Genomic DNA, 807 nt, shown 5'->3' on the forward strand with positions numbered 1-807 from the left:
GCCGGCGCCACTCCCCTGCGCACCAGCGCGCCCGCCACCGGCACGGACGCGCACTCGCAGCCCGGCAGCACCGCTCCCGCCGCACCCGCGACGGGTACGGCCAGCGCGGGGCGCTCCGGCAGCGCGCGGGCGAAGAACGACGGCGGGACGAACACCGCGATCGCCGCCGACAGCAGGACGCCGAGCACCAGGAAGGGGAGGGCCTGGAGGACGACCGCCACGAACACCGTCATCCAGCTCTGCATCACCGGCGCGGCCAGGGCGCGGCGGACGGGGTCCTGGAACATCACGGCCGTGAGGAGGACGAGGGTGAGGAGGAGGGGGGAGGTGAGGTGGCGGGGCGCCTCGTCGTGCGTCTCCTCCTCCCGGCCGCCGCGGGGTCCGGCGGTGCCGTGCGGGGGCGGTTTCGTGATGGCCACGGGCCGGGTGCACCTCCGGTGGACGCGCGCGTGAGAGGGCGGGGCCGCGCTCGGGTCCCTTCCCCCTTGGTACGGAGGGCGGGGCGGGGCCGTTCAGCGGTGACCTGGAACCACCCGTCGCGATGAGGCAGTCTCTTCCCCTGTGGTGAGCCTCCTTCCCAACCCGGCCCTGCCCAGCGACCCGTCGGCGCACATGGTGGTGTGCGGCGACGACGGGCTGGCGCACCGGCTCGCCGCCGAACTGCGCGGTGTCTACCGCGAGCAGGTGACCCTCGTCGTACCGCCGTCCGGGCGCGGCGGCCGGCAGCCGATGGCGGGACGGGCCCGCGCGGCCTCCGCCGCCCTGCTCGACCGGGTCGTGACCGCCGTGAACCGGGGCAACGGCGGG

Annotated in this window: 1 protein-coding gene and 1 pseudogene; one reads left to right on the forward strand and one right to left on the reverse strand. The window is 76.6% G+C overall.

What is annotated here, in order from left to right; all coding sequences use genetic code 11:
• On the reverse strand, positions 1 to 419 hold a 419-nt coding region (locus B7767_RS33260), incomplete at its 3' end, for a permease (RefSeq protein ID WP_179167386.1).
• Positions 420 to 612: 193 nt separating this feature from the next.
• Between B7767_RS33260 and B7767_RS33265 the strand changes: the two are divergent.
• A pseudogene (locus B7767_RS33265) lies at positions 613 to 807 on the forward strand (potassium transporter TrkA); the annotation flags it as partial.

Source organism: Streptomyces sp. 13-12-16 (assembly GCF_002114215.1).
Taxonomy (GTDB): domain Bacteria; phylum Actinomycetota; class Actinomycetes; order Streptomycetales; family Streptomycetaceae; genus Streptomyces.